A 19,157-nucleotide genomic window follows, 5' to 3' on the forward strand; every position below is an offset into this window, starting at 1 on the left:
GCCCGCCTCTCCCCCCCAGGAACGTCAGATCGTCCGCCTGGCGGCCACCGGCATGACCAACCGCGACATCGCGGCCCAGCTCTTCCTGAGCCCCAAGACGATCAGCTATCACCTCTACCGGGCCTTCCCGAAGCTGAACGTGAGCAGCAGGGCTCAGCTGGCGGGACTCGACCTGACGGACTGACCGGCCGCCGGTCCCGGCCGGCTGGAGTACGGCAGGAGCGCCATCTCGCGGGCGTTCTTGACGGCGGCGGCGATCAGGCGCTGCTGCTGCGCGGTGACCCGGGTGACCCGGCGGCTGCGGATCTTGCCCCGGTCGGAGAGGAACGTCCGGAGCAGGTCGGTGTCCTTGTAGTCGATGCGGGTGACGTCGGCGCCGAGGAGCGGACGGGAGCGGGGCTTCGGGGACTTGCGCGTGGTGGTGCGTCGGGGCACGGGACTTCTTCCTTACGGGAGGGACGGGGCGGGGACCGGGTGACGCGCCTCAGGCGTCCAGGAACGGCGCGAAGGACGCCGGGAGGTGGCGCCATCCCTCCGGCCCGGCCGCGTACTCGGAGTCGGTGAGCAGGCAGGAGTCGAGGAGCCGCTCGATGCCGCCGCGGTCGAGGCCGGGCGAGGTGAAGACGAGGTGCTGGCAGCGGTCCCCGTGCTCGGGATGCCAGTCGATCGCGGCGGCCGCGCGCCGCACGGGCGGCATCGACTCCCAGCCCGCGTCGGGCAGTGCGGCCAGCCAGGGCCCCGCGCTCTCCACGCACAGCGCCCCGCCCGCGCAGTCCCAGGCGAGCAGGCTGTCGGTCCGGTCGGCGAGCCAGAACCGGCCCCGGCTGCGCGCGGCGGCGCAGCAGAGGTCCTCCAGCGCCTCGTAGAGCCGTTCGGGGTGGAAGGGCCGGGTCTGGTGCCAGACCAGCGTGGCCACACCCGCCTCGTCCGCCTCCTGGGGCAGCAGCGCGCACGCGGGATGCTGGGCCGAGGCGGCCGCCTCCACGTCGAACCCGGCGAAGGCCAGCGCCGCGAGTTCGCCCGACGCCGCGTCGACCCGGCGGGCGGTGGGGTGGAGCTGGGTGAGCAGGGCGTGGTCCTGCTCGTCCGCCTCCGGGTCGTCGACGAGGGCGAGCACGGGCGCGTACTCCACCTGGCGGGCCCAGGTGTCGGCGACGGTGCGCCGGTCGGTCGCGGCGGCGGCGAGTCCGGCCTCGGCGAGGTCGTCGCCGTTGCCGAGGTAGGGCAGGACGAGCGCCGGGGAGACCGCGGTGATCACGTTGGTGAGCAGCAGCTCGTCCCCGCTGTGGGCCGCGACGACCTCGGCCATGGCCTTGGGCTCGACCGAGTCCCACAGCTCGACGACCGCGAGCCGGGTCGTGCCCTCCGCGGCCAGCCGGTCGAGCTCCGGTACGAGGTCCTCGCGCAGGGCGCAGCAGGCGCAGTCGTTGACGAGGGGTGCGTCGCCGGTGGCCAGGACTCCGGAGGCGTCGCGGACGATGCGGCGCACGGTCCCTTGAGCCGCGGTGGCGAGGTCGTGATGCAGGGCGACGCTCCCGGGAACGGCCGTCAGCAGACGCTCGACGACATGGCGGCGGGCGTCGGCGTGCAGTCCGCCGACGAGGACGACCGGCAGGAGTTCGGTACGAGACATGCGAGACATGGGGCTACTATATGGGAATGGTTTCCATTATCAATAAGGCCGTGACGCACGAGAGGCAGGTCACTCCATGTCCGCCCGCTGCCAACTGACCGGCGCCGAGCCGGGATTCGGCAACTCCATCTCCCACTCCCACCGGCGCACCTCCCGCCGCTTCGACCCGAACATCCAGCGCAAGCGCTACTGGCTGCCCGGCGAAGGGCGCCATGTGCGGCTGACGTTGAGCGCCCGCGGCATCAAGACGGTCGACGTCATCGGCGTGGAAGCGGCCGTCGCGCGCATCCGCGCCCGGGGAGGGAAGGTCTGATGGCCAAGCAGAGCAAGATCGCCAAGAACGAGCGCCGCAAGGCCGTCGTCGCCCGGTACGCACCCCGCCGCGCCGAGCTGAAGGAGATCGTCCGGCGCCCGTCCTCGACGCCCGCCGAACGCCGCGCGGCCCAGGCCGAACTGAGCCGCCAGCCCCGCGACGCGAGCCCCACCCGCGTCCGCAACCGCGACAGCGTGGACGGCCGCCCCAGGGGCCACCTGCGCAAGTTCGGGATGTCCCGGGTAAGGGTCCGCGAACAGGCCCACGCGGGCTTCCTGCCCGGGGTCACCAAGTCGTCCTGGTAGATGCGCTTCAGTGGGGGCCGGTGGTCGGTCGATGGGGGGGGCAGCCGGGCCGGAGGGGGCGGGGAAAACCCGTTGGAGTGGCCGCTGGGCAGCGCCGTATCGTGCGCGGACAGAAGCGTTCGGAGGTACGGGGGCTGGGTGCGGGTCGACGAACACGTCGCTTGGGAGCGGGACTTCCCGGTGAAGTACCTCGTGGTCCACGAGGACGAGGACGGCCGGGACGAGTTCTGGGGGCGGTGCGCGGGTGTCGAGGGCATGTTCCTGGACAAGGTGCCGCCACCGCGCGAGGTTCTGACCCTGCGGGGATGCGCGCCCGAGGGCTTGCTGCGCGCCGCGCTGGTGCCGGACGGAGCGGCGAGCGCGCTGCTCGGTGACCTGTGCGTCGAGGTCTGGGACGAGGAACAGCCGGTGCAGTGGTGGTCGTTGGTGGACTGCGTCGTCGTCGCGCAGCGGCCGAACCGTGCGGACCCGGCCTTGGTGGACGTCGTGGTCGGGGCGGGCGTCGAGGAAGAGGAACCCTGGGTGCGCACCCTGTCGGCGACACCGCGGTTCCAACTGTTCGCAGGCCCCACGGGGCCCACGGTCCCGGTCGGCCGCTGCCTGGCCGTGGACGGCCTGTTCGCGACGCGGGACGCCCCGGCGCCCACGCCGCTGACGCTGATCGGCTGCGAGCCCGCCGAACCGCTGCTCGCCGTCCTGCGGCGGCCCCGCAAGTGGGAGCGGGCCTGGGCGGGACTGTGGGCTCTGGACCGTACCGGCCGTGTGATGTACCGGCACCCTGTGGGCCTGCGCATCGAGACGGCGCGGCCCTCGGTGCTGGGCGGCATCCTCCTCGACATCGAGCTCGCCGACGGCGGCGACGACCGGCCTCCGCTGTCGGCCCGCCATGTCTGGGAGACCTGGTGGCGGGGCGTCCCGGTCACCCGCAATCGATGGGCCCCGCTCTCCGCCGAGGCCAGGTCCCAGTGGCTCGACCTGACCGCCGTCGGCATGAGCGGACAGGGCCCGGACCGGTCCGGGGGCGTCCATCACCTCGACGGTACGTACGTCACCGACGCCCCCGGCCTGCACTGCGCCCTGGGGGAGGCGCTGGCGGGGCCCGGCGGCTACTACGGCCGGGAATGGAACGCCTTCCGGGACTGCCTGCACGGCGGCTTCGGCGTGACGGCCCCCTTCACCCTGGTCTGGCGCCACGCCGACGTCGCCCGCAGGGCGCTGGCGCAGGACATCTGGGATCCCGAGAGGGGCCTCAGCTACTTCGAGGAGATCGTTCAGGTCCTCGAAGCCTTCGGCGTCACGGTGGTTCTCCGGTGACGAGGCCCCGCCCGCGGTTCCGCCGGTGTCAGGCGGAACCGCCGGTGCCGGTCGGCCCGGACTGCTGATAGAGCGTCACCAGCACCCCGTGCACCGGCTCGTCGTCCGCGTCCTCGGCGGCCTCGTCGACCAACTCGGTCAGGGCGTCGCCGAGTTGCCTGGCCCTCGCGGGGCTGAGGCGCAGGTGGCGGAGGGTCAGATGGGGCTCGACGGGGGAGCGGTCCAGTTCCTGGGCGACGGCGGCGAACATCGCCGCGGTGCCTGCCGCCTGAGGTTCGGCGACGACCATGCGGCGGGCCGTGCGTTGGTAGTACTGCTCGGTGCCGCCGCGTACCTGACGGGTCTCGGCAACGTGGACGAGACCGGCCTCGCGGAGCACCTTGAGATGGTGCGCCACGTTGCCCTTCTTGGCGTCGAGCTGCGCCGCCAGCCGGCTGGTGGTGGCCGGACGCTGGCCCAGGGCGAAGAGCAGCCGCTGGCGCAACGGGTGGGCGAGCGCGGCGAATTGCGCGGACGCGCCGATCTCCAGGACGTCCTCGGGAGGCTGCGGGTGGGAAGGCTGATCGCTCATACCTAAAGTGTCTAAAGTTATTGACGCTTTCGCAAGAGGGGTGCTCTACTCCCTGCCATGACGACCTTGACGAACCTTCGCCCTGCACCTGTCATCGACGAGACGGCCCGGCTGCTGACCGAGCACTACGTCTTCCCCGACGTGGCCGAGCAGCTCGCCGCCCTGCTGCGCCGCCGCCTCGCCGAGGGGGCCTACGACGTGGACGACGCCGAGGAACTCGCCCGGCTGGTCACCGCGGACCTGCAATCGGTCAACAACGACCGGCACCTGAGACTGAAGCACCACGCCGACCAGGTCCCCCCGAAGCGGGGAGCGGCCACCCTGGACGCCATGCGCCGGGACTTCGACACCTCGCTGGGCGGTGCGCCCCGGGTGGAGCTGCTCGACGGGCAGGTCGCCGTGGTGGAGCTGGCCCCGATGCTGTTTCCGCTGGAGTGGGCCGCCGAACCGCTGACCGCCGCGCTCACCCTGGCCTCCCGCGCCCGGGCGCTGATCGTGGACCTCCGCACCAACCGGGGCGGCGACCCGGACACGGTCGCCTTCGCCTGCAGCTACCTCCTCGACGAGCGCACCCACCTCAACAGCATGTACTGGCGCGAGGGCGAGCGCACCGAGCAGTCCTGGAGCCTGCCCCACGTCCCCGGCGCACGCTTCGGCGGCAGCAAGCCGCTCTACGTGCTGACCGGCGAGACCACCTTCTCCGCCGCCGAGGAACTGGCGTACGACCTCCAGCAGCTCGGCCGCGCCGTGGTCGTCGGCGAGCCCACCCGCGGCGGCGCCCACCCGTGCAACGGCTGGACCGTGCACCCCCACCTGGAGGCCACCGTCCCCGTCGGCCGCGCCGTCAACCCCGTGTCCGGGACGAACTGGGAGGGCACCGGCGTCCGGCCGGACATCGCCTGCGCCGCGGCCGACGCCCTCGACCGCGCACACGAACTGGCCCTCGCCCGCCTGGCGGACTGACCCGCACCGGCAGGCGCGGGCGCGCGGCACTACGCGGGGCGCCGCGCCGCGGCTGCTTCCAGCTCGGCGATCGACCCGGACATGATCGTGCGCACGTGCTCCGTGATGTGCTCGGCGGGCCAGTCCCACCAGGCCACCGCGAGCAGCCGCGCGATGTCCTCGTCCTCGTAGCGCCTGCGGAGGAGACGGGCCGGATTGCCGCCGACGATGCCGTAGTCGGGGACATCACGCGTGACGACGGCCCCGGTGGCGATGATCGCGCCGTGACCGATGCGGACGCCGGGCATCACGGTCGCGCCGTTGCCGAACCAGACGTCGTTGCCCACCACCGTGTCCCCGGGATTCGGCAGGCCCGTGAGCAGGTCGAAATGCTCGGCCCAGGAGCCGCCCATGGTGGGGAACGGGAAGGTGGAGGGGCCGTCCATCCGGTGGTTGGCGCCGTTCATGATGAAGCGCGTGCCGGTGCCCAGCGCGCAGAACTTCCCGATCACGAGTCTCTCGGGCCCGTAGTGGTACAGGACGTTGCGCGTCTCGAACGCGGTCGGCTCGTCCGGGTCGTCGTAGTACGAGTACGCGCCGACCTCGATCAGCGGGGACGTCACCAAGGGCTTGAGCAGCACGACGCGGGGCTGGTCCGGCATCGGGTGGAGGACCGTCGGATCGGCGGGAACGGGCGGCATCGCGATGACGGTTCCTCTCGGCTGGACCACTACTGCTACACCTGTCGCATTAAGACTAGGATGCTCGCACGCCCCGGATGCGTACGAGATATGAGATACGAGATACGAGACACGGGATGCGGAATGCGGGATCTGCGATGACGGACGGCCCTGCCGCGACACCGGACCGCCGCCCCGGTGGCCGCACCGCCCGGGTCCGCGCCCAGGTCCTCGACGCGGTACGGGCCGAACTCGCCGAACGCGGGCACGAAGGCCTCACGGTGGAGGGCGTCGCGACGCGTGCGGGCGTGCACCGCACGACGGTCCACCGGCGCTGGCACGACGTGGGCGGCCTGCTCGTCGACGTCATCGACGCGGCCGGCGAGGCCGACTGGCGGCCCCCGGACACCGGCTCCCTGCACGGCGACCTGACCGCCCTCAACGAGGAGATCCAGCAATCCCTCGTCGTACAGCCGTCGTTCGCCGTCGCGCTGATGGCCGCCTCGTTCCACTCCGAGCGGGCGGCACGGGCCCAGACCCGGTTGTGGGCGGACCGCTACGCCCAGTGCGAGATCCTCGTCGAGCGTGCGGCGGCCCGAGGCGAACTCCCCTGCGGCCGCACCGACGCCCACGCCCTGCTGATCGCCGCCACCGCCCCGCTCTACCACCGGTTGGTCCTCCTGCGCACGGCCGCGGACCCGCACCTCCCGGAACGCTCGGCGACCGCGGCCGTGGCGGCGGCCAAGGCAGGCGCCTTCTCCCTGTGAGCGACGGCGGGGCCGGGCTGCGGTTCCCTCTCGCCGAGGTGCCGCCCGCATCGCCGTGACGAGAATCGGACTCACCCTTTTCCGGACCGACTTGACCGCCGCGACGCCCTCACGATGGCCGGTGTCCACTCCGGCCGCCCCGGCGCGTGCTGCCCGTACGCCCCGCACGTCGCCCCCGGGAGGCCACCCTCGGCCCGTGCTCTGCGGACTGCTGCCGCCGACGGGCCTCCGCGCCACCTCCACGACGGCGCACCCGGGCGGGGCCGGTGGCGAACGCGCCACGCGCCGCATGGCGGGAAGCCTCCGACGGCAGTGTGGTGCGCCGCGCGTTGTGTGCTTCGCTCGGGTTCCGCGGCGCCCGCCGAACGGCGCCGGGCCCGCGCCGAGGGGGAGCCCGCATGGTCCGCTTGTTCCGGTCACCGCCCTCCCTGCCGTGGACGTGGGCGATGAACCGGCTGACCAGCCCCCTTGCCGTGGACGACTACCTCGGCCTGCTCGATCCGCTGTGGTCGGCGCGGCACCCCGCGGGCAGAGTCAGTGCCGTTCGGCCGGAGGGACCCGGTGCGGCCACGCTGACGATCCGTCCCGGCAGGGGCTGGACGGGCCACCGCGCCGGGCAGTACCTCCCGGTCGGGGTGGAGATCGACGGCGTACGGCACTGGCGTACGTACTCGATCACCGCGCCGCCCGTCGACAGCGCCGTCACCCTCACGGTCAAGGCCCGCCCCGACGGCCGGATATCCCCGCACCTGGTGCACCGGACGCCGCCCGGCACGGTGCTCCGACTCGGGCCCGCGCAGGGCGAGTTCACGCTGCCCGAGCCGCTGCCGGACCGCATCCTGTTCGTCACCGCGGGCAGCGGCATCACGCCGGTCATGGGGATGCTGCGCACGCTCGCCCGGTGCCGCCGCGCCGCCCCGGACACCGTGCTCCTGCACAGCGCGCCGACACCGGCCGAGTGCCTCTTCCGCGACGAACTGGCCGCGCTGGACGCCCGGTCGGCCTGGCTGGAGGTCCGCATCAGCCACACCCGGCACGACGGCCGCCTCACCCCGGAGCGGATCGCCGGAGCCTGCCCGGACTGGCGGGAACGGGACGCCTGGGTGTGCGGCCCGGACGGACTGCTCGACGCGGCCGAGCGGCAGTGGACCGCCGCGGGCCTGCGGGACCGGCTGCGCCTTGAACGGTTCCACCTCACGCCCGTGCGGCCGCCCGGCGAGGGCGCGGTCGGCGGCCGGGTGCGGTTCGCGCGCAGCGGCGTCGAGACCGAAGCCGCCGCGGGCACGCCGATCCTCGCGGCCGGCGAGGCGGCGGGCGTGCCGATGCCGTACGGATGCCGCCGCGGCCTGTGCTTCGGCTGTCTCGTACCGCTCGTCGAGGGCCGGGTGCGCGACCTGCGCTCCGGTGAACTGCGCGACGCGTCGGGCGAGTTGATCCAGACCTGTGTCAACGGCGCCGCCGGCCCCCTGGTGCTCGATCTCTGAGGCCCGGCACCACGCAACCCTCTTCCGAGGAGCCCTCATGGCCCTGCCCGTCCCCGCACCCACCCCCGCCCCCGACGCCCTCCGTACCGAGGACCTCGGCCGGGAGCTCGACCGCCTGCGCGCCCGGATCGTCGCCGACCGCGGCCCCGCCGACGCCCGCTACATCCACACCGTGATCGCCGTGCAGCGCGGCTGCGAAGTGGCCGGCCGCTGCGCCCTTGCCGTCTCCCTCTTCCCGCCCGCCTGGGTGGCGGGCACCGCCCTGCTCGCGCTCGGCAAGACCCTGGAGAACATGGAGCTGGGCCACAACATCCTGCACGGCCAGTGGGACTGGCTCGGCGACCCGGCGATCCACTCGACCACCTGGGAGTGGGACTTCGTCACCCCGGTCGACGCCTGGAAACACACCCACAACCACCTGCACCACACGTACACGAACGTCGTCGGCCGCGACCGCGACCTCGGCTACACCGTCCTGCGCATGGCCGAGGACCAGCCCTGGCGCCCGGTCCACCTGATCCAGCCGCTCCTCACCGCCCTGCTCGCGCCCGTCTTCGAGTGGGGAATCGCCCTCTACGACCTGGAGGCGGACGCCGTGCCGTCCGGCCGCAAGAGCCTGCGGTCCTTCCTCGGCGACGTGACCGGCCTGGTGCGCAAGGCGGTTCGCCAGTCGGCCAAGGACTACCTCCTCTTCCCCCTCCTCGCGGGCCCCAGCGCGCTGCCGTGCCTGCTCGGCAACGTCACTGCCAACGCGGCCCGCAACGTCTGGGCGCACACCGTCATCTTCTGCGGCCACTTCCCCGCGGACGTGCACACCTTCACGTACACGGAGGAGCAGATCGAGGGCGAGAGCCGGGGCGAGTGGTACGTGCGGCAGATCCAGGGCTCGGCGAACATCGAGGGCAGCCCGCTGCTGCACATCCTCACCGGCAACCTCAGCCACCAGATCGAGCACCACCTCTTCCCCGACCTGCCGAGCAACCGCTACGCCGAACTCGCCCCGCACGTAAGGGAGATCTGCGCCCGGCACGGCCTGCCGTACGTCACCGGACCGCTGTGGCGCCAGTACGCGTCGATGTGGGCCCGCGTCGTACGCCACGCCCTGCCGTAGTGCGCGCGGCGGCCGTGGTGACGGTCAGGCGTCCGCCCCGGGGGCGGTGATCGAGGACGTGTCGAAGCTGCCGTCGACGATGCTCCGGGCGAAGTCCGTCAGCCGCAGGTGATGAGTACGGGCGTACCCGCGCAGCGCCACGAACGCGTCGTCGACCGAGGTGTTCCAGCGTTCAGCGAGTACGCCCTTGGCCTGCTCGACCAGGATTCTGCTGGTGAGCGCGCCGTTCAGCTGGGCGTTCTCGACGTGGGACCGTTCCAGCGTGCGCTGCTGCAGGATCGTGATGGTGGCGATGTCGGCGAGCGCCTGGGCGAGGACGGCATCGTCCCCGCTCAGACGGTGCGCGACGGTCTGGAAGAGGTTCAGGGCGCCCACCACCCGGTCGCGCAGCCGCAGCGGGATCGCGTGCGTGGTCACGAAGCCGGTCTCACGGGCACGCGGTGCGAACCGGGGCCATGCGGCCGTCGCTTCGTGGCGCAGCAGGTCGATGTTGACGCGGGCCCTGCCGGTGCGGAAGCACTCGGTGCAGGGGCCCTGATCGTGCTGCCGGCCGAACACTTCGAGCAGCCGGGTGTGCTCGTCGGAGGCGGCGATCACCTGGAGTTCACCGTGGGCGTCGGCCAGCAGGATGCCGGCGGCGGACACGTCGAGCAGCTCCACGCAACGGGTGGTGAGCCGCTGCAGGAGGTCGAGCACATCGAAGTCGTCGATGAGCGAGTCCGCGATCTCGACGAACACTTCCGCGAGACGCTGTTCCCGGGCCATGCCGATCATCCCTCTCCGTTGCCGGGCGAATACGGCCCGTATCCGTTGTCTTCGTCGTGGCCGAAGCGCATGCGCCGCGCCACGACGTCCTCCGCGACGTCTCCGAGCGGCCGGTCACTGCCGTAGGCGAAGGCCCGCAGCCGTACCAGGGCCTCCTCCATCGTCGATGCCAGCTGGACGCTGACCATGCCGGCGGCCTGGTGCACCACGGCCCGGTGCAGTCCTTCGACGGGCCACAGGGGTTCGTCGCCGCCCGCGGGCTCCGTGCCGTCGGGCAGCGGCGGGCCGCGCTCGGTGAGCAGTACCGAATTCAGCGCCGCCACCAGCATGTCGGTGTCCGTGAGCTGTCGGGCACTGAGTCCGCGCGCGCCGTCGCAGAGCAGGGTCAGGGTGCCGAGCCGCACCCCGCCGAGGGCGAGCGGGAAACAGCACACTCCGTGCACGCCGAGCTCCTGTGCGGCGGGCAGCAGCGCGGGCCACCGGTCGTGGCGGACCCGGCGCAGGTCCGGCTCCAGCACGGGTACGCCCGCGCGCACCGCGTCGGGGCCCGGCCCCTCGCCGACGGTGAACTGGAGCTCCTCGAACCGCAGGCTCAGCCCGGGAAAACACCACAACGGCTCCGGGGCGGAGGCGGCCGGCTGCGGGAACACGGACACGGCGACGCCCTCGACGCCCAGCATCCGGGCGCCGACCTGTGCGCGATCGTCGCCGTGTGCGGAGCGCAGGGATCGCATCACCTCCGCCATTCCGTCGCTGGTCACCTGACTCCGATCTGGCAGGGTCCGTACGGGCCGGTGCGGGGCGTCGGCCGGCGCCCCCGTCGTGCCTCTACGCCTTCTCGTCCCGGAGCGCCGGGCGGCCCGGCGCCGGACGGGCGGGCCTGCCGAGCCAGGCGTCCCCGGCACTGGCGTAGGCGGGGAACCAGAAGTCCAGACCGCTGATCCGCAGGACGAGCCCGGCCGCCCGGTCGGTGTAGACGACCCGGGCCCAGCCGTGCCTGGACCGGCAGTCGACCCACGCCTCGCACAGCGGCTCGAGGATGCTGCTGTCGGCGAAGGTGACCCGGCTCAGGTCCACGATGAGACAGGGCCGCCCGGCCGCGGCACGGGCACGGCGCAGAGCGGACTCCAGCACGTGGACGGTGGCCAGATCCAGCTCGCCGCGGGCGCGGACGACACGGCAGTCGGTGAAGCGGACGGAGGGCGCCAGGGTGGCGGACCGGGTGGGCGGATCGGAAGCGTCGTACGCGGCGGGGTGCGGATTCATCCGCCCCAACTCCTCAGGCCGGGCAGTGCAATGACGTACGCAGAGCCTCTGTTGCGCGGGGTGAACTACACGGAGAGGGCCGGGTCCGGGGCGACCGTGTTCCGAGCCTACTCGGCGGCCGGAAAAGGTACCCCGCCCTTGGGGAGAAGACCCCTGCCCTTTGCGAGAAGACCTCCGCGAAGGACGCCACCACCGTAAGATCCCGTCGCCCGCCGCCACTTGGGCCCGGACCGGATGGAGCGGATCAGGACGGTGAGCGGAGCCAGCCGTGGGTGCGGGCGGTGCGTGCGGCGACCCGCAACAGCCGTGCGGTCGTGGGCCGTTCGGCGTCCCCGCGCGTGAGCAGGTGGATCTCGATGGCCGCCGCCGGGAACAGCGGTCGCCACACCAGGCCCGCGGGCAGGCCGGGCAGGGCCGACTCGCCGACGACGGAGACCGCGTCGCCCTGGGCGACGGGCATGTGGGCGGCGTCGAAGGACAGGTGCCGCTCGCGCAGCCGCGGGGAGATCCCGGCGCGGACGAAGATGCCGGCGATCGCGTCGTAGTGCCCGGGGTTGTCGCCGCGGGCGTGCGTGAGCACGGTCTCGCCGGCGAGCGCGGAGACGTCGACGACCGCACCCGTGGCGAGGGGATGGCCTTCGGCCATGAGGACGCCCTGGGGTTCCAGCCGTACCAGGGTGCGGACCAGCTGCGGGGTCGGCGGCGGGCAGCGGACCAGTCCGGCATCGAGGGTGCCGTCGGCGACGCCCGCCAGGATCTCGCCGGTGGGCAGCAGACGGGTGCCGGCCTTGATGCCGGGATGCGCCTCGGCCAGGGCGGCGAGCAGGGTGGGCGCGGTCTCGTAGCCGGTGCTCGCGCTGTAGCCGAGGGACAGGCTGCCGCTCGCCCCCGCCGCGTATCCCCGTACGTCGCGCCACAGCCGGTCGGCCTCGTCGCACAGCGCCGCCCCGCGGTCCATCAGCAGCCGGCCGGCCTCGGTGGGCTCCACGGACTGAGTGGTGCGCTCCAGGAGCCGTACGCCCAATTCCTGTTCCAGTTGGCGTATTTGGCGGCTGAGGGCGGGCTGGGCGATGTGCAACCGCTCGGCGGCCCGGGTGAAATTCCGCTCCTCGGCGACGGCGAGGAAGTAGCGAAGACGACGGAGCTCTGCCATGCCGGGCACCCTACAGCAGCCCTGACCTGCATCTATGCCCGTTTGTTCTAGACCCGGTGCGAACAGGTCTTTCCCTTCCCCCGCGGTGACTTCCTAGTGTTCGAGGCGTCGGAAAGAGCACACCACGAGAAGGGCCCCACCCATGAACGAGAACGCAACCACCGCGGCCAGCAAGGCAGTTGTCCAGGAATACATGGACACCCTCGTGAAGGGCGACATGGATGCGCTGCGCGGCTTCTTCGCCCCCGACGCGGCCTGGACGCTCGCCGGTGATCTGCCGCTGTCGGGAACGTGGACGGGCCCCGACGAGATCCTCGGCGAGTTCGTACCGGCGATGATGGCCCGGCTGGTGCCGGAGTCGATGGAGTTCACGTTCGACGGGATGATCGCGGAGGGCGACCAGGTTTTCGCCGAGTGGAACACCCGGGGCCTGGCGCGGGCGGGCGGCCGCTACGACCAGCACTGCCTGGCCGTCTTCACGGTCCGGGACGGCCGGATCACCGCGGTGCGCGAGCACCTCGACACCCTGCACGCCCGGACCGTCGTCTTCGCCTGAGCCCCGACGCCCTGCACCAGGAGCTGTGAACCATGAAGGCCATGCTGCCCGGATCCGCCGCCGATGCCGGCAAGCCGGTCGTGCTCGGTGAGGCCGCCGAGCCCGACCCCGCCGCCGACGAGACCGTCGTCGCCGTGGAGGCGTACTCCGTCAACCGCGGCGAGACCTTCCAGCTCGACGGCGGCCTCGACCGCCGCTGGGCGGGCTGGCGCCCCGGCAAGGACGTCGCCGGCACCGTCGTACGGGCGGCGGCCGACGGCACCGGCCCCGCCGCGGGCACCCGCGTCGTCGCCCATCCCCCCGCGTACGGCTGGGCCGAGCGCGTCGCCGTACCCACCACGAGCCTGGCCGAACTGCCCGACAGCGTCGACGCCGTGACCGCCGCGGCCCTCCCGCTCGCCGGGATCACCGCACTGCGACTGCTGCGCGCCGCGGGCCCGCTGGCAGGCCGCCGCGTCCTGCTCACCGGCGCGAGCGGCGGCGTCGGCCACTACCTGACCGAGCTGGCCGCCGCCTCCGGCGCGGACCTCACCGCGGTCACCGCCACCGCCGAACGCGGCGCGCGGCTGCTGCAGCTCGGGGCGGCCGGGCTCCTCACCTCGGTGGACGAGGCGACAGGCCCGTACGACGTGATCCTGGAGTCGGTCGGCGGCACCAGCCTGCCCCGGGCGCTGGCCCGACTGGCGCCGGGCGGACAGCTGGTGTGGTTCGGGCAGGCGAGCCGCGAGCCCGTCACACTCGACTTCTTCGACTTCTTCAAGGGCCCGGACCAGGCCCGCATCACGCACTTCGACTACACGGCCTCGGACGCGACGTACGCCCAGGACCTGACCGCCCTGGTACGCCTGGTCGGCACCGGCCGCCTGCACCCCGAGATCGGCACCGTACGCGACTGGAGCCACACGGCCGACGTCATCACCGACCTGCGCGGCCGCAGAATCCGCGGCAACGCGGTCCTGACCGTCGGCTGACAGGCGTCGTCCGGGGGTGGTCCCGACTCCTCTCACCAGGCAGACGGTCGCGGCGGGCCTCCCTCATCGGTGTCCTCGGGCCAGTCGACGGGTCGGATGTCGGTCCTGCTGAGGATGCCCGGGTCGGGCAGACCCCCGAGCTGATCAGGCTCACACCAGTAGGCCCGCCGGGTCCGAGGAAGAGGTATCTCCACCAGCTTGCCGTCGTGGATCATCCACAAGCCGAAGCAGTCGTCCTCCTCGTCGTGGATCAGCACCTGGACCGTCTCCGGCCTGGGCCACGGCAGGGACTCCAGGTCTTTCAGCAGGCCGGATCTGCCGCCCCACTTCAGGAACTCCGCACCCCAGCCGAACCCCCAGATTCCGCCGGGCCGCATCTCGTAGAACGTGCTCCTCCAGGTACGAGTGTCGTCGTCCCGGGTCAGCGGCTCCATGACCTCGTCCGCGTCCTGCGCCAGCACGATGACTTCAGCGATTCTGCTCACGCCGGAGTATCGCCGGGAACCACCCGGGTTCCTCAACCGGTTTGCCTGCCGGGGCGAAGAGCGTGGTGGCGCCGCGGACTGCCGGAGAACGCGGACGTGCGCCGCCGGTGGTGCCGGGCGGTCCGGGGCACGACTCACTCCGGGTGTGGCAACTCGTGGGGATCCGTGGATGCGGAGGCCGCCCTCGGCGGCGGGGGCGTCCGCCGGCCGGTCAGCTGCTCGTGGAGGGCGGGGCCGGTTCCACCGGGCTGAACCGGCGCTCGCCTCAGGCCGTGGTCGTCGGATCGGAGGACTCGGCGGCGCGCCGGTACTCGGCGTTGATGCGTTGGGCCTCTTCGAGCTGGTCCTCGAGGATGACGATCCGGCAGGCGGCCTCGATCGGGGTGCCCTGGTCGACGAGCTCGCGCGCGCGGGCCGCGATCCGCAGTTGGTAGCGGGAGTAGCGGCGGTGCCCGCCGTCGGAGCGCAGGGGCGTGATCAGCCGTGCCTCGCCGATGGCGCGCAGGAAGCCGGGAGTCGCGCCGATCATCTCGGCGGCTCGGCCCATGGTGTAGGCGGGGTAGTCGTCGTCGTCGAGACGGCCCAGCGAATTGTCTGCTGTCATTTCACCTCTCTGTGGAACGCGTCGAGGGGCCCTGATGCCGTACGGCACCAGGGCCCCGAAGGAACTACTACACCATCTGCCGACCTCGATGCTGCGTCGGCCTTCTGTTTCCGCACGACCGCCCATACTGCCGACGGGGTTGCGGGGATCGCGGATGCGTGACCGGAGACCACCTGCCTATCGATGTCCTGCGGTACCCGGGCTCAGTGGTGCTCCCGGGCGATCCTGATGGCGATCGATTCCTCCGTTCTTCCCTCTGGATCATTCACTCTCTCGCTGTGGCGGCCCCTGATCACCGCGGGCCACCCGGTCCGGTGGCCAGTCCCGTCGCCGTCTGCAACAGCCCTGGCTTCGAAACTCCGCCACCACACCGTGATACGTGCACTACTGCCCGGCAGTTCGTATCTGCCCGGCCTTGCTCGATCTCGGCTACAAGAGAAACCTTAACTGCGTGCAGATCTAATGTCTACTCCAGCGACGATAGATTTTCGGGTGTCCATCGATGAGGTAACCCTCGTCGCTCGCGTAGGGACGGCTCGGGAGACCGAGCTGCGGCGACAAGCGGCACGACCACGGTTCGACACGCAGTGAGGGCCCGACCGGTCGTGCCGGTCGGGCCCTCACTGCTGCTGTCCTGGTGTCGTCTCGCGACTGCCCCTGCCTCCTCAGGCCACGCTGGTACCCAGCATGGCGGAGGCCCGCTGGAGCGGGCTGAGATCGGGCGCGGGCGCGGGCGTCGGCATCGTTCGGCAGGTGAACCCGAGTCGGGTCATGGCCCGGACGACCTCGCCCGCGCTGAAGTCGCGGCGGTCCTGGCGGGTGATCAACTGGCCGACCTGCTTGACGGGGTACTGCCGCCGCCCGATGGTCACCGAGTCTTCGGTGACCGCCTCGGGCTTGACGCCCTTCATCGTCTCGAGCACACCGGCCCTGGTCAGGTCGAACGGGAAGCGGGCGATGACACAGCGCATGGGACCTCACAAGGAGCGGGGGAGGGGGGACCGATCGTGGAGAGCTGATTCGGCGGGTGGGGCATGGGGCGGCCGGGGCACTGCCGTGTGCGTCGCACACGGGCGGTGCGCCGGACGGGTCGCAGCGCTACCCGCGCTGGGCTTCGGGCGTCCTCCGCGGCGAGGGAAAATGTCCGCTGCCCCCGCTGATGTCACGCAGGCGGATCCGGTCCGTGTATCCGGTGCTGTCACGGACGGCGGTGAGCCGGGCCAGGGTGATCAGGCCGGTGCGCATGCCGTCCTCGTCGCAGACGAGCAGGTGTCCGACTCGGGCGCCGGCCATGACGGACAGTGCCACCTCGACCGTCATGTCGCCCCAGACCCGTGGTCCGGCTTCTTTCGGGGTATCCACCCCCGCCGTGCGCGGGGCGTCGGCGTCCGTCGGGCGGAGCTGCGTCTGAACGAGCGTCAAAAGATGTCTCCTGCAGAGAGGGATCGGTTTCCTGATCACGGAGGTGCTAGGCCGCCTTCTCGGCTGGGCGCTGCTGAACGGGCGCACGCCGGTTCGCCGACGCGGCACGGCGACGGCCACGGGAGGCGGCGCCGCGCTTGGGCCGTTCGGCCACCGGCGCGGTGACGACGACCGGAATGCCGGAAGGAGTCCGGGCGCCGGTGATGCGATGCAGTTCCGGCTCGCCGGAGCGGACCTGGGTGACGTGCGGACGGATCCCGGCGTCCGACATGAGCCGGACCACGCCGCGGCGCTGGTTCGGCGTCACGAGCGTGACGACGCTGCCGGACTCGCCGGCGCGGGCCGTGCGGCCGCCGCGGTGGAGGTAGTCCTTGTGGTCGGTCGGCGGGTCGACGTTGACGACGAGGTCGAGGTTGTCGACGTGGATGCCGCGGGCGGCGACGTTCGTGGCGACCAGCACCGTGACGTGCCCGGTCCTGAACTGCTCCAGCGTGCGGGTGCGCTGGGGCTGTGTCTTCCCGCCGTGCAGCGCCGCGGCGCGTACGCCGCTGTTGAGCAGGTCCCGGGTCAGCCGGTCGACGGCGTGCTTGGTGTCCAGAAACATGATCACGCGGCCGTCGCGGGCAGCGATCTCGGTGGTGGCGGTGTGCTTGTCGGCGCTTTGGACATGCAGAACGTGGTGTTCCATCGTCGTGACCGTGTCGGCCGACGGGTCGACCGAGTGGACGACGGGGTCGGTCAGGTAGCGGCGCACCAAGAGGTCGACATTGCGGTCCAGCGTGGCGGAGAACAGCATCCGCTGACCCTCGGGGTGCACCTGGTCCAGCAGCGCCGTGACCTGTGGCATGAAGCCCATGTCCGCCATCTGGTCGGCTTCGTCCAGCACGATGACGCCGACCTGGTCCAGCCGGCACGCACCACGGGCGATGAGGTCCTTGAGACGGCCCGGGGTCGCCACCACGATCTCGGCTCCTCCGCGCAGCGCGCCCGCCTGCCGGCCGATCGACACCCCGCCGACGACCGTGGCCAGGCGGAGCCTGACGGAGCGGGCGTACGGGGTGAGTGCGTCGGTCACCTGCTGGGCGAGCTCACGGGTGGGTACGAGGATCAGTCCCAGCGGTTGGCGGGGCTCGGCGCGCTGTCCGGCGGTGCGGGAGAGCAGGGCGAGCCCGAAGGCGAGGGTCTTGCCCGAGCCGGTGCGCCCGCGGCCCAGGATGTCGCGGCCCGCGAGGGAGTTCGGCAGCGTCGCACCCTGGATCGGAAACGGTACGGTGACGCCCTGCCTGCCGAGCTCGGCCAGCAACTGCGCGGACATGTCGAGATCGGCGAAGTCCTCCACGGCGTCCATCGCGGGAGTGATCGTCGTGGGGAGCGCGAACTCCCTTTGCGGCGCGGCGGTCCGACGGCCGCGACCGCCGGACGGGGCGGGCCTGCCGGAACAGCGCGGGGCCGGTGAACCGAGGCTTCGCCCGCCCTTTCCGGTATCGGTACTGCCTCCACCGGTGCGGCTGGAACGGTCGTTCGTGCGTGTGCGGTTCATACGGGAACCTTCCTCGATGCGGCGCATTTCAAGGAATTCTCGTCAGAGCGAGCGACGCAGAGAATCGCAAGAATGTACCGGTGAAATCCGGCAGTGGAGCTGACCGGCAAATAGAACGCGCGGGTGCGGGCACCGAATGATTGGCGTGCCGGGGTGCGAGATCTGGGGTGGCGATTTTTCTTCGGCGTGCAGGGACGGATCCCTGTCCCCGCGGAACCGTCCGTTGACGCTGAAGCCGCTGCGGAAAAACCATGCAGCTGGGGCCCGCACCCCGAGGGATGCGGGCCCCAGCTGCAAACTGCGCGTCAGCGTCAGGCGGGAACGATGTTCTCGGCCGTCGGGCCCTTCTGGCCCTGAGCGATGTCGAAGGTCACCTTCTGTCCTTCGAGGAGCTCACGGAAACCCTGGGCGGCGATGTTCGAGTAGTGGGCGAACACGTCGGCGCCGCCACCGTCCTGCTCGATGAAGCCGAATCCCTTTTCCGCGTTGAACCACTTCACAGTGCCATTGGCCATGTCTGTCTCCTTCGGGGCAGTGCATCGAAATCCACGCTCTGCGGATTCCGTGTCGCCGCAATGATCACCCCGCCGGAAATTACCGGCCAACACGAAAACGCTTCCGTTCGGAAATTTCGATCGGAGCGCTTTAAGTTTTAGGAACCACAACTGCAACTGAAGTGACAGTAGCACGTCTCGGCGGTCGGCGAGTGGCGGATTTTTCCACTCCGCTCGGCGCGCGAAAAACTCTTACTACGCGGCTCGCCAAACTCTCCCTTCGCGAAAGCAGAAATTGATTCTCCGGGATCTCAACGTTTTTTCTGAGCCGACGCCGCGGCGGTCGGCGCCTCAGGGGAGGTGCGATGAAGCGATCTGCTGCCGGCTCTCCGCCGCTGCCCGCCGGGACCGTCACGCGGCCGTGGCGCTCTCGTCCAGTGCGGGACGGATCATGATCTTCACGGGAAGAGCTCTCGGGGCCCCAGGCGATGCGAGGCCTGCGGCTCTGCGCGTCCTCGTGAACAGTGGCTGTCCGACGGCCGGAGCGGGATCGTCCACATCGAGCGGATCTCGAAGTCGGGCCCCCAAACTGGCCCCCCAACGCACATCAGGCCCGGCACTGATTTCTCAGTACCGGGCCTGACCTGGTGTTTCAGCTGTCGGGGTGGCGGGATTTGAACCCACGACCTCTTCGTCCCGAACGAAGCGCGCTGCCAAGCTGCGCCACACCCCGATGTCGTTGCTCCGCTTCCCGCAGTGCTGCAGGTCCTGGCGACGTCGT

At 71.7% G+C, this 19,157-nt stretch carries 23 protein-coding genes and 1 tRNA gene; 9 read left to right on the plus strand and 15 right to left on the minus strand.

The window, feature by feature from the left end:
- Positions 1 to 153 precede the first annotated feature (153 nt).
- Positions 154 to 435 carry a 30S ribosomal protein S18 gene (gene rpsR, locus ABT127_RS22720; RefSeq protein WP_351453187.1) on the minus strand — a complete coding sequence of 94 codons (282 nt, stop codon included), beginning with the start codon at positions 433 to 435 and terminating at the stop codon, positions 154 to 156.
- A 49-nt stretch (positions 436 to 484) separates the two neighbouring features.
- Entirely contained in the window at positions 485 to 1,633 is a 1,149-nt protein-coding gene (locus ABT127_RS22725) for a CobW family GTP-binding protein (protein ID WP_351453190.1), read from the minus strand.
- Positions 1,634 to 1,709: 76 nt separating this feature from the next.
- Between ABT127_RS22725 and rpmB the strand changes: the two genes are divergently transcribed.
- The 3 genes from rpmB (at position 1,710) to ABT127_RS22740 (ending at position 3,565) form a co-directional block, all read left to right on the plus strand.
- Complete coding sequence (gene rpmB / locus ABT127_RS22730; RefSeq protein WP_351452959.1) at positions 1,710 to 1,946, plus strand: 50S ribosomal protein L28; 237 nt, start codon at positions 1,710 to 1,712, stop codon at positions 1,944 to 1,946.
- Positions 1,946 to 2,251: a 30S ribosomal protein S14 gene (gene rpsN, locus ABT127_RS22735; protein WP_351452961.1), complete on the plus strand. Its 306-nt coding sequence runs from the start codon at positions 1,946 to 1,948 to the stop codon at positions 2,249 to 2,251. Before rpmB ends, rpsN begins: the two co-directional genes overlap by 1 nt.
- A gap of 138 nt (positions 2,252 to 2,389) precedes the next feature.
- Positions 2,390 to 3,565, plus strand: a complete 1,176-nt coding sequence (locus tag ABT127_RS22740; protein WP_351452964.1) for a barstar family protein — start codon at positions 2,390 to 2,392, stop codon at positions 3,563 to 3,565.
- 28 nt (positions 3,566 to 3,593) lie between these two features.
- On the opposite strand, the gene ABT127_RS22745 is transcribed toward ABT127_RS22740, so the two are convergent.
- Positions 3,594 to 4,136: an ArsR/SmtB family transcription factor gene (locus ABT127_RS22745; RefSeq protein WP_351452967.1), complete on the minus strand. Its 543-nt coding sequence runs from the start codon at positions 4,134 to 4,136 to the stop codon at positions 3,594 to 3,596.
- A 57-nt stretch (positions 4,137 to 4,193) separates the two neighbouring features.
- On the opposite strand from ABT127_RS22745, the gene ABT127_RS22750 reads away from it, so the two are divergent.
- Positions 4,194 to 5,099: a S41 family peptidase gene (locus ABT127_RS22750; RefSeq protein WP_351452970.1), complete on the plus strand. Its 906-nt coding sequence runs from the start codon at positions 4,194 to 4,196 to the stop codon at positions 5,097 to 5,099.
- 29 nt (positions 5,100 to 5,128) lie between these two features.
- On the opposite strand, the gene ABT127_RS22755 is transcribed toward ABT127_RS22750, so the two are convergent.
- Positions 5,129 to 5,779, minus strand: coding sequence for a CatB-related O-acetyltransferase (locus ABT127_RS22755; RefSeq protein ID WP_351452973.1), 651 nt, complete (start codon positions 5,777 to 5,779; stop codon positions 5,129 to 5,131).
- 137 nt (positions 5,780 to 5,916) lie between these two features.
- On the opposite strand from ABT127_RS22755, the gene ABT127_RS22760 reads away from it, so the two are divergent.
- From ABT127_RS22760 to ABT127_RS22770, 3 genes are all read left to right on the plus strand, one after another.
- Positions 5,917 to 6,525, plus strand: coding sequence for a TetR/AcrR family transcriptional regulator (locus tag ABT127_RS22760; protein WP_351452976.1), 609 nt, complete (start codon positions 5,917 to 5,919; stop codon positions 6,523 to 6,525).
- A gap of 398 nt (positions 6,526 to 6,923) precedes the next feature.
- Complete coding sequence (locus ABT127_RS22765) at positions 6,924 to 8,009, plus strand: ferredoxin reductase (protein WP_351452979.1); 1,086 nt, start codon at positions 6,924 to 6,926, stop codon at positions 8,007 to 8,009.
- A gap of 37 nt (positions 8,010 to 8,046) precedes the next feature.
- On the plus strand, positions 8,047 to 9,120 hold the full coding sequence (locus ABT127_RS22770) for a fatty acid desaturase family protein (protein WP_351452982.1): 1,074 nt from the start codon (positions 8,047 to 8,049) through the stop codon (positions 9,118 to 9,120).
- 24 nt (positions 9,121 to 9,144) lie between these two features.
- Here ABT127_RS22770 and ABT127_RS22775 read toward each other — a convergent pair whose 3' ends face one another.
- The 4 genes from ABT127_RS22775 to ABT127_RS22790 all read right to left on the minus strand — a co-directional run bounded on the left by ABT127_RS22775 (position 9,145) and on the right by ABT127_RS22790 (position 12,304).
- Positions 9,145 to 9,894 (minus strand): ANTAR domain-containing protein, encoded by a 750-nt coding sequence (locus ABT127_RS22775; RefSeq protein WP_351452985.1) that lies wholly within the window; start codon positions 9,892 to 9,894, stop codon positions 9,145 to 9,147.
- The gene (locus ABT127_RS22780; RefSeq protein WP_351452987.1) at positions 9,891 to 10,646 is read right to left on the minus strand and encodes a GAF and ANTAR domain-containing protein; all 756 of its coding nucleotides are present in this window, start codon (positions 10,644 to 10,646) and stop codon (positions 9,891 to 9,893) included. Before ABT127_RS22780 ends, ABT127_RS22775 begins: the two co-directional genes overlap by 4 nt.
- Positions 10,647 to 10,713: 67 nt before the next feature.
- Entirely contained in the window at positions 10,714 to 11,151 is a 438-nt protein-coding gene (locus tag ABT127_RS22785; protein WP_351452990.1) for an STAS domain-containing protein, read from the minus strand.
- A gap of 244 nt (positions 11,152 to 11,395) precedes the next feature.
- Complete coding sequence (locus ABT127_RS22790) at positions 11,396 to 12,304, minus strand: LysR family transcriptional regulator (protein WP_351452993.1); 909 nt, start codon at positions 12,302 to 12,304, stop codon at positions 11,396 to 11,398.
- Between the two features lie 142 nt (positions 12,305 to 12,446).
- Here ABT127_RS22790 and ABT127_RS22795 point away from each other — a divergent pair, with 142 nt between their 5' ends.
- Together ABT127_RS22795 and ABT127_RS22800 are read left to right on the plus strand one after the other, a co-directional pair.
- A complete protein-coding gene (locus tag ABT127_RS22795) occupies positions 12,447 to 12,860 on the plus strand; it encodes a nuclear transport factor 2 family protein (RefSeq protein ID WP_351452996.1) in 414 nt (137 codons plus the stop codon).
- Between the two features lie 32 nt (positions 12,861 to 12,892).
- Positions 12,893 to 13,831 (plus strand): zinc-binding dehydrogenase, encoded by a 939-nt coding sequence (locus tag ABT127_RS22800; RefSeq protein WP_351452998.1) that lies wholly within the window; start codon positions 12,893 to 12,895, stop codon positions 13,829 to 13,831.
- A gap of 32 nt (positions 13,832 to 13,863) precedes the next feature.
- Here the strand turns inward: ABT127_RS22800 and ABT127_RS22805 are convergent, their stop codons facing one another.
- The 7 genes from ABT127_RS22805 to ABT127_RS22835 all read right to left on the minus strand — a co-directional run bounded on the left by ABT127_RS22805 (position 13,864) and on the right by ABT127_RS22835 (position 19,109).
- On the minus strand, positions 13,864 to 14,316 hold the full coding sequence (locus tag ABT127_RS22805; RefSeq protein WP_351453000.1) for a hypothetical protein: 453 nt from the start codon (positions 14,314 to 14,316) through the stop codon (positions 13,864 to 13,866).
- A 265-nt stretch (positions 14,317 to 14,581) separates the two neighbouring features.
- On the minus strand, positions 14,582 to 14,920 hold the full coding sequence (locus ABT127_RS22810) for a MerR family transcriptional regulator (RefSeq protein WP_351453002.1): 339 nt from the start codon (positions 14,918 to 14,920) through the stop codon (positions 14,582 to 14,584).
- Positions 14,921 to 15,585: 665 nt separating this feature from the next.
- Positions 15,586 to 15,891, minus strand: coding sequence for an SCO5918 family protein (locus ABT127_RS22815; RefSeq protein WP_351453005.1), 306 nt, complete (start codon positions 15,889 to 15,891; stop codon positions 15,586 to 15,588).
- 127 nt (positions 15,892 to 16,018) lie between these two features.
- Entirely contained in the window at positions 16,019 to 16,342 is a 324-nt protein-coding gene (locus tag ABT127_RS22820) for a CBS domain-containing protein (protein WP_502971761.1), read from the minus strand.
- Positions 16,343 to 16,388: 46 nt separating this feature from the next.
- Positions 16,389 to 17,882, minus strand: coding sequence for a DEAD/DEAH box helicase (locus tag ABT127_RS22825; protein ID WP_351453007.1), 1,494 nt, complete (start codon positions 17,880 to 17,882; stop codon positions 16,389 to 16,391).
- Between the two features lie 311 nt (positions 17,883 to 18,193).
- Positions 18,194 to 18,397 (minus strand): cold-shock protein, encoded by a 204-nt coding sequence (locus tag ABT127_RS22830; RefSeq protein WP_055566644.1) that lies wholly within the window; start codon positions 18,395 to 18,397, stop codon positions 18,194 to 18,196.
- A 638-nt stretch (positions 18,398 to 19,035) separates the two neighbouring features.
- Positions 19,036 to 19,109 (minus strand) — tRNA-Pro (locus tag ABT127_RS22835).
- Positions 19,110 to 19,157: the final 48 nt, after the last annotated feature.

It is taken from the genome of Streptomyces sp. NPDC001904 (assembly GCF_040297005.1).
In the GTDB taxonomy this organism is placed as follows: domain Bacteria; phylum Actinomycetota; class Actinomycetes; order Streptomycetales; family Streptomycetaceae; genus Streptomyces.